Here is an 8,773-nt window from a genome sequence, read left to right as displayed (position 1 = left end):
TCAGACACGCCCTTTAAGGCTGCCAGGAAGATAACCATGGCGGAACCGAACTGCCATACGCGCAGGAGCACGATTACCATCAGGGCGCTCATGTCGCCGGCCATCCAGTTGATTGCCGGAATGCCAAACACGCCTAAAACAGTATTGATCAGGCCATCTGTGTTAAATACGGCTCTCCACAGGATCGCAATGGCGATGGATCCTCCCAGGATGGAAGGGATGTAATATGCGGTACGGAAGAAATTCACGCCCTTTAACTTAAAGTTCAGAATGTAGGCGATAAACAAAGCGAACATCAGCTTTAAGGGCACGTCAAAAATGGCATATTTGAATGTTACCACAAAAGCACGGATGATGTCGGGATCTGTAAAGATCTTCTCATAGTTCATCAGCCCGTACTTGGTAATGCCATTGAAAAGGTCATAGTTTGTAAAACTGTAGAAAAGGGATGAGAGGAAGGGATATACCTTAAACAGGATAAAACCAACCAGCCAGGGCAGAATATAAAGAATGCCAAAATTCAGCGCCCAGAATCCTTTCTTTTGTCTCATATAGTTACCTCCATTCTTTCTTCCTCACATATTTTTTACAGTATACCTATTGTATTATTCCGCTAATGCCTCATTGATTCCATCAATCAGTGCCTTTGCTGCCTGAACCGCATCGTATTCTCCTGCAGAAAGTTTTCCAAATATCTTTTCATATACGCCGTCCGGAGTTGCCTTTAACATACCGGAATCGAATTTGGGATCTAAAGGAAATTTAGAGTATGCCAGCACGTCTTTATTGGCCTTAATCAATCTCTGGTCTCCCAGCCCTTTCTCTTCGACTACAGATGCGCCCGCTGCAGACAGCGGGATCCCTCTCTCTAGACTGCAGATTTCAATACCTTCCGGATCATTCAACAGATAGTTAATCAGTGTAGCGGCAGCTTTTGGGTTTTTGCAGGTCGATGGAATCGCATATGCCATTGATACCTTAGTGAAACCACCCTGGTACTTGCCAAATTTTAAAAATTCTCCAATTACCAGTTCCTGATTAGCTACATTGATACTCTCCTTAATGGCATCTTCCATCTTGATTACCGTATTATCCCAGGAAAATATGCCTGCATATTTTCCATCGATCCATTTCGGATTTTTGTCTGTAGAATCAGACATATCTCCATAGGTCACTGCCAGAGTAGGAATCACATGGCCTTCTTCCAACTCAGTCATAAATTCTAGGCCATCTTGAATCTCAGTCTCTGTATACTGAAGTTCTCCATTTTCTACCCATGGCTTTCCATAGACGGATTCCAGATAATAAACCATAAAAATCATGCGGCTGTAGCCACCATCAATCACAAGTGGATAGTAACCTTCATCGTACTCCTTAAATTTCTTTCCTGCCTCAAACAGCGACTCTCTGTCTGTTGGGATCTCACAGCCTACAGTATCAAAGGTAGTCTTATTCCACATAAACAGGCAGCCTGTATTAGAAACAGGAATTCCCATCAGTTTTCCGTTTATGCTGCACTGTTCCAGAACGTCCTCTGGAAACTGTGTCAGATCAATGATATCGCTGAACTGATTCAGATCCATAAAGGTTGTTCCATCCTTTCCGTAATTGTCAATCCAGTTCCAGTTAATCTGCATCATATCGGCGCCTGTACCACTAGAAAGAGCCAGCGACTGTTTCTGTTCCCATCCGCTCCATGCTCCGTATTCTGGTGTAACCTTGATATCTGGATATTTTTTCATGAAAGCCTCTATCGCCTTTTCTGTAGCCTCATGTCTGGAATCACCGCCCCACCATGCAAAGGTAATTTCTCCCTCCCCGCCTTTGCTTTCACCGTTCTGATCGGTTGAAATAATTTTTGTTTTTGCCTCCGATTTATTTTCTGCTGCTGTTTCTTTATCTCCCCCGCAGGCAGTCAGTGCTGCCGTCATAACTGCAGCAGTCAGAAATCCAGATGTTCTGATCAAATTCTTTGTCATAGTATCTTCTCCTCCTATTTTCCCATCTTGCAATTCAATTGCTGTCTGTGATAGAATCATCATAGAACAATTTTATACAAAATGTTTCATTTATTTTGCTCTATTTTTCTTTTTTATTGTATAATATTGATATTCCATAGGAGGAATAAAATGAAAGCCAGTAAATCCAAAATTGATTCTGAATTTAAAGTAGAAATTGCCAAACAAGTTCGACACACTATGCCCGAAATGCACTATCATGACTTCTACGAAATCTACATTCAGGATCTTGGAAGTCGAGATCATGTTGTAAGCAATACATTTTATAAACTAATGCCTCATGACATTATGCTTTTAAAACCACATATGCTCCATCAATCCATCAGCCCGGATACTCACACCCGGACGATCGTTTATTTTACCCCTGAATTTCTCCATACCTTTTTTGCAGAATTCGCGGTGAGTGAACTGCTTTCCCCCTTTCGCTACGAATGCCTGTCTCTTTCTTCTGAAAACTATTATCGTGCAGCAGCTGTTATAAAAGAAATGAGCCAGATTGACCGGCATCATCCCACAGCTTCTGCCTATATTCTCCTGTCAGAGCTTTTGCAGATTATTTCCAAAAATATCCGTGACTTTCCACCAGATAATGTTCAAAAGGAAGAAAACGATATGCATTCTACAGAAATTCATGCAGTTTCCCCTCTGATTTCCTATGTACACGAAAACTTTCTGACACTTGCCAGCTTGAAAGAAATTGCGGATACCTTTTATATTACGCCTAGCCATCTGTGCCGTACCTTTAAACAGCTTACCGGATACACGGTCATCCAATATATCAATATGTTAAAAATACAAAAGGCCTGTATTCTTCTTCATGATACTGAAAAAAACATTACAGATATCGCATTAGAATGCGGCTTTAATTCCACCATGTACTTCTGCAAGCTCTTTAAAGCCACCTTAAATCTAACCCCCTCTCAGTATCGGAACATTTAATATCTGCCCCGTTTCAGCACACAGGATATCAATATATTTATATTTTTATCTTTTTTAAGCAAGATTATAAAATACTTTTGAATAATTTTGCTTTATACTTTTGAGTATAACACATCGTGAAAGGAAGGATCGAAATGAATTTTATCTTAGGTCTGAATACAAACATCCTGTGTTCTGTACTTTCGGCTTCTGTTTCCAATGCAGTTTCCATTCTGCGGAGAGATATGAACGCCTGTCTTACAGACAAAGACGCTCCCCATAATGCCATCCGTCTGGTAGAGGAAGAGAATATGGCTACAGAAAGCTACCGCATTATCGTAGCAGATCCATCTCTTATGCTTATTACTGCCGGAGATGACCTTGGTTTTATCTATGGTCTGCTTAAAATCAGCGAAACGTTTCTGAAAATCAGCCCCTTCTGGTTCTGGATGGATCAGGAACTTAAAAAGCAGCCGTTCATCTCTATTTCAACAGATACCAGCATTTGTTCTCCTGTCCCCCGGGTACACTTCCGAGGATGGTTTCTAAACGATGAGGTACTTTTCATTCACTGGAATAACGGAGCTCCAAAAAACTTCCCTTGGAGCATGGCCTTTGAAGCCCTGCTTCGCTGTGGAGGAAATATGGTAATCCCCGGAACTGATAAAAGCAGCCGCCAGTATGCAGATCTGGCTTTTCAGTACGGTCTTTGGATCACACACCATCATGCAGAGCCTCTGGGAGCAGAGATCTTTGCCAGAGCTTATCCTGACCGTGCTCCTTCCTGGGCTGAAAACCCCCAGTGCTTTATTCGCCTCTGGGAGGAAGCTGCCAAGCGCCAGAAAGATATGAAAGTAATATGGACACTGGGGTTCCGCGGTCAGGGAGACTGCCCATTCTGGGAAAGCCAGGGTGAAGAATGCTTTGACACTCCCCAAAAGCGTGGCCGTCTTATCAGCGAATTGATTGAACATCAAAGAAAAATCGTCTGCCGGTATGTAAAAAATCCCATTTTCTGTACCAATCTTTATGGTGAAATCATGGAACTATATAATCAAGGCTTTATTACCCTCCATCCCGACATTATCAAGGTGTGGGCAGATAATGGATACGGACATATGTGTACTCGACGCCAAGGTAATCATGACGCTCGGGTATGTTCTCTGCCGCAGACGCAGGACGCAGGCCCTCATGGAGTATATTATCACATTTCCTTCCATGACCTTCAGGCGGCCAGTCATATGACTACACTTCCAAACACAGTAGATTTTGTAAGCCGTGAGCTGAACACAGCTTGGGATCGAGGGATCCGCGATTACTGGATCATCAACTCCTCCAACATCCGCCCTCATGTCTACTATCTGGATGCGGTTCGGAAACTGTGGTATGGAGAATACGTATCCGATTCGGGCCACGCCAATGATTTTAGTCATATTTACTATCTGGGAAAGATGCAGGTCGCTGACTGTCTGGAACACTACGCCTCCGCTCTTCTTCAGTATGGCCCTTATGAGGACCAGCACGCGGGAGAACAATTTTACAATTACTGCGTGCGCCTTCTGGCTCGTCAGTTCATTAGAAATAGAGCCGAGACTGCCCAAGAGCTTTTGTGGCTTACAGGCCCTCTTTCCCTTCATAAACAGACAGAACATATCCTGGATATCCACAAAAAGGGGAGCTCTGCCATCACCGCCTACTATGAGCGCTGTCAAAAAACCTCTGTCACACTCACAGGAGCAAACAGACAGCTTTTTGATGCTACGGTTCTTTTACAAGCAAAAATTCATTACTTCTGCTGTCAGGGCGCCATCTATTTCTGTAAAGGAATTTTGAAATTCTGGAAAGAGGATTATCAGAAAAGCTTTTATCTGCTTGGAAAAGGTGCCGATCTCTTTACTGCTGCCGATGAAGCCATGCATCAGGCTGAATACGGCGTATGGAAGGGTTTCTATGAAAACGACTGCCTCACTGACATTCGTTTCACTTCCTATATAATCTGGTCCGTCATGCACCTGATCCGTGTAATCGGAGATGATGCCCGACTGGCGGACTGGTATGAAGACTTTGTCCGCCCTCAGGCAGACCGAAAAGTACGTCTGTTAGCAATCACGCAGCATCATATGACAGATGAAGCATTATATGAAGCTATGAAAAATTCGAAGAATTTTGACCAGACAGAAGATTAGTTTTGTTTTATTTTAAATTCCCTCCCTCTTTGGACAGCAAACTACAGCAGCTGCCCAAAGAGGGAGGGAATCTCTGCATATGGCAAACCATTTGATAAAAACCAAGCTGTTTGATCCCTGATGAAAAATGGATACGCTCTATTGTAATACATCCTGTATAAAGGCCATTCCATTACTAAATGGTGTTCCTACCATCACACCCCACCACCACAAAAAGACATCTCCCCACAGCCTCAATAAACTACCAGCTATTTTTCGGTAATGGTTTATCTTATCCCATTTTATTCATTTTCTTTTTATTTAATATTTTTTTTAGCATTTCATGTTTATTTTTTTCCCCATCCGTATTACAATAATAGCAACCAGTCATAATCAGACAACACATGAAAGAAAGGGGAATTTATATGGCGAAAAAAGGTTTGGGGAAACTGATGGCTCTGGCGGCCGTGTCAGGAGCCGTAGCGGCCGGTGTTTCCTATGTGCTCCAGTATAAGACCTATCATAAAGAACTGGAAAAAGATTTCAGAGAATTTGAGGAGGATGAGGACGGAGAGGATAAGGCGTCAGAGACCGGCAGAGAGCATCCCGCTGATCAGGAAAAATTTAACCGCAACTATATCTCCCTCACCTCCAGCAAGGATGAGTTCAAGGTGGCTGCCAGAGATATGGCCCAGGCTACCCGCAATGTGCTCCGCGATGCAGGCAGTCTTTTTTCCGACACCGCCCATGAGGCCATGTCCGCAGCAGTAGACACGGCGCATATTGCACTGAACTCCATGAAGACAAAAAAGGACGAGTGGAGGGATGAGCATGAAGCAGAACCCGTCTCTCCTCAGGACGATCTTCCGGAAGATGAAGGTTATCTGGATGATGACTATGTAGATGACGACGATCTCTATGATTATGAACGTCTGGACAGCGAGCCCTCCTATTCCGAAAAAGACGTCCATGCAGAACAGCCGGACGTATCTGTAGTGGAAGAGACGGCTGATGATGCGGATGATGTGATCTCCGTCGAGGTGGCTGAAGATGCAGATGATATGGAGCCATCTGCAGATACACCCGATGGTTTTAAGGACGATCCTGTTTTATAAGGTGCCGCAGCCTGCTGCACATCCGTCTGTCTCTTGAGGGGAAGCCTCTGCGCTTCCTCTTTTATTTTACGAAAACCCTAAACACGGGCTGTCCCAAATGGGCCGGTTCTCATATATCCCATCCCAGCAGGTTCATCCACATCACCTGCCCGATCTGGTCATCGCCTATGAGATAGGCGTGGCTTTGGGCGTCAGCGGACATCAGCTGATACTCCTTTGATTCCTCCAACCGCGTCCAGCGCGTATCTATGACCGTAACACCTTCTGATACTGCCATATACCAGTGCGAAATAGTTCCGTCTATGTCTTTTGTTTCGTAGGAAATTTCACCTTCTAAAAGATCATCCTTGAAATTCCCCTGCTTTACTGTTTTCACGTTCTCCCCCAGAGGGACATTTTCATAGTAGCAATAGCCAGTGCTCCCATAACCGGTCATTTTCCCGTTCCGCCAGATACCATAGGAATAATTATAGCGGGGACTGTCTACGTTGATAAACTGCAGGGCCAGACATTCCCCCCTGGGCTTCCCGTCTTTGAAAAAGCCGTAAAATACGGTTCCAGGCATGGTAAATACCATCCCCTCTCCTTCAATCTGGCTGGTAAAGCCTGAAGGAGTATAAAGATAGCGGCTTCCCGCCATATTTTCATAAAAAAGGGTCGCCAGAATGTCCTGCTCCTTATCAAGGATCCTGGCTGCCTGCTCCATGTCCTGGCTGCTCAGGGCAGAATCGATCCGTTTTACTGCATCCAGCTGCTCCGGCGTAAGAGTCAGTTCCCCGGATATAACGTCGGATGAGTCCCCTGCCCCTTCCGCCCCTGTCTCCTCCATAGGGTTTTCTTCCCCATTCTCGCCGATACCGGAAACCTCCCCGCTGCCCTTTGCAGCCGCAGGTGTTGCTTTCGCCATATCTATTCCATCCCCTGCTTCTGTTTCCTGGAGCATCCCGCTCTCAGCCTGTATTGCCTTACTATTTTCCACTGCCATTCCCATCCAGCCGCTCACCGGCAGAACCACCGCATAAAACGCCGCGGCCGCAATCCACAAAATACGGTCATTTCTTATTTTCATGCTCCATCGCAGCTCCTTTCTCTGTCTTTCCTGAGCCTTTTACCTCCAGGCTTCGTTCAAAAGCCTGCAGCCTTTGCATATTTCTTCTTCCTTCAGGCTGGCATAGCCCAAGATCACCGTAGAAGGAACCAGATCCTTCTCTTCTCCGATCACAGATCCTGACATACCATAAACCTTTACACCAGCCTGTGCAGCCCGTTCTACCAGCTTTTCCTCTTCCATCCCTTTCCTGTGGGTCAAAAGCACATGGATTCCCGCGTATTCCCCCCGGATCTGGAATATGTTTTCCAGCTCCTTAAGTCCCCCCAGAAGGGCGTCATGCTTCCCTTTGTATACGGCCCGCATCCGGTTTAAATGCCTCTCATAATACCCCCCTGTGATAAAATGATACAGCACATTCTGATCGATCCGTGACACGGTGCAGGCGTAGAAGCCTGCCTGCATCCTGTATCTGGCAAGCAGGGGTTCCGGAAGCACCATAAATCCCACACGGATCGCCGGGGCGATTGATCTAGAAAATGTTCCCAAATAGATCACCTTTCCCGCCTGATCCATCCCCTGCAGCGCCGGAATCGGCCGGCCCTTATAACGGAATTCACTGTCGTAATCGTCCTCAATCACATACCGGTCAGCCTTTTTGCAGGCCCAGCCTAAAAGCTCCTGCCGCCTTTTTACCGGCACCACGATACCAGTGGGATACTGATGGGACGGCATCACATAGGCAGCCATGGCTTTGCTCTCCTCCAGGGCGCTTATTTCCATGCCATATCGATCCATTTTCACAGGAAACACCTGATGGCCCAAACTCTTTAATACCCGGTACGCCTGACGGTAGGTAGGATTTTCCAGGGCGATCCCTGTACCCCGACCCAGAAGCTGAGACAAAAGCATCAGAAGGTACTCGCTTCCTGCTCCGATCAGGATCTGTTCGGGACGGCAGTTGACCCCTCTGGCCGAGTGAAGATAATCACCGATAGCTGCCCGCAGTCCGTATTCCCCCTGGGGATCCCCCACGGCGAACATCTCCTTATTATCATCCACCAGCGTATTGCGGCTCAGCTTGCGCCAGGTATTAAACGGAAAGCTGTCCAGATCAATGCCTCTGGGGGAAAAATCCACCAGATATGGTTCTTTCCTCTGTCCTTGCTTCTCTGAAAATGGGCTTTCCTCTTTCTTGTGCACCTCTACCAGTTCCTCGATCCGACAGACAAAATATCCCCTGCAGGGCAGGGCCTCTATATACCCCTCAGACAAAAGCTGTTCGTAGGCCATCTGGGTGGTACTGCGGCTTACCTTTAAATTTGCCGCCAGAATCCGTGTGGAGGGCAGACGGCTGCCCGCGGCCATACGTCCGCCGCGTATTTCCTCCTTCATATATTGATAAATCTGCTCATACAGAGGACTCCTGCTCTGATTGTCAATGGGCACCATCAGTTCCATTTTCCCGCACCTCCTTTTGGGGCCTTAAAACAGTAAAAGACCCCCTGT

General features: G+C 45.9%; 7 protein-coding genes. 3 read left to right on the top strand and 4 right to left on the bottom strand.

The window, feature by feature from the left end; all coding sequences use genetic code 11:
• A partial coding sequence (locus tag HW447_RS05515; protein WP_176254313.1) for a carbohydrate ABC transporter permease occupies nt 1-551 on the bottom strand: 551 nt, incomplete at its 3' end.
• Nucleotides 552-605: 54 nt separating this feature from the next.
• On the bottom strand, nt 606-1,979 hold the full coding sequence (locus tag HW447_RS05510) for an ABC transporter substrate-binding protein (protein WP_176254312.1): 1,374 nt from the start codon (nt 1,977-1,979) through the stop codon (nt 606-608).
• A 150-nt stretch (nt 1,980-2,129) separates the two neighbouring features.
• Here HW447_RS05510 and HW447_RS05505 point away from each other — a divergent pair, with 150 nt between their 5' ends.
• From HW447_RS05505 to HW447_RS05495, 3 genes are all read left to right on the top strand, one after another.
• Complete coding sequence (locus HW447_RS05505) at nt 2,130-2,957, top strand: helix-turn-helix transcriptional regulator (protein ID WP_176254311.1); 828 nt, start codon at nt 2,130-2,132, stop codon at nt 2,955-2,957.
• 134 nt (nt 2,958-3,091) lie between these two features.
• A complete protein-coding gene (locus HW447_RS05500) occupies nt 3,092-5,122 on the top strand; it encodes a glycosyl hydrolase 115 family protein (RefSeq protein ID WP_176254310.1) in 2,031 nt (676 codons plus the stop codon).
• Nucleotides 5,123-5,526: 404 nt separating this feature from the next.
• Entirely contained in the window at nt 5,527-6,216 is a 690-nt protein-coding gene (locus HW447_RS05495) for a hypothetical protein (RefSeq protein ID WP_243176219.1), read from the top strand.
• 109 nt (nt 6,217-6,325) lie between these two features.
• Here HW447_RS05495 and HW447_RS05490 read toward each other — a convergent pair whose 3' ends face one another.
• Both HW447_RS05490 and pdxR read right to left on the bottom strand, forming a co-directional pair.
• Nucleotides 6,326-7,285: an MORN repeat-containing protein gene (locus HW447_RS05490; RefSeq protein ID WP_176254309.1), complete on the bottom strand. Its 960-nt coding sequence runs from the start codon at nt 7,283-7,285 to the stop codon at nt 6,326-6,328.
• A gap of 39 nt (nt 7,286-7,324) precedes the next feature.
• Entirely contained in the window at nt 7,325-8,725 is a 1,401-nt protein-coding gene (pdxR, locus tag HW447_RS05485; RefSeq protein ID WP_176254308.1) for a MocR-like pyridoxine biosynthesis transcription factor PdxR, read from the bottom strand.
• Between the last annotated feature and the right edge of the window lie 48 nt (nt 8,726-8,773).

Origin of the sequence: Enterocloster alcoholdehydrogenati, from assembly GCF_013282095.1 — a bacterium.
In the GTDB taxonomy this organism is placed as follows: Bacteria; Bacillota; Clostridia; order Lachnospirales; family Lachnospiraceae; genus Enterocloster; species Enterocloster alcoholdehydrogenati.
The sequence above is the reverse complement of the archived record's forward strand: the minus strand, read 5'-3'. Positions and strand labels throughout refer to the sequence as shown.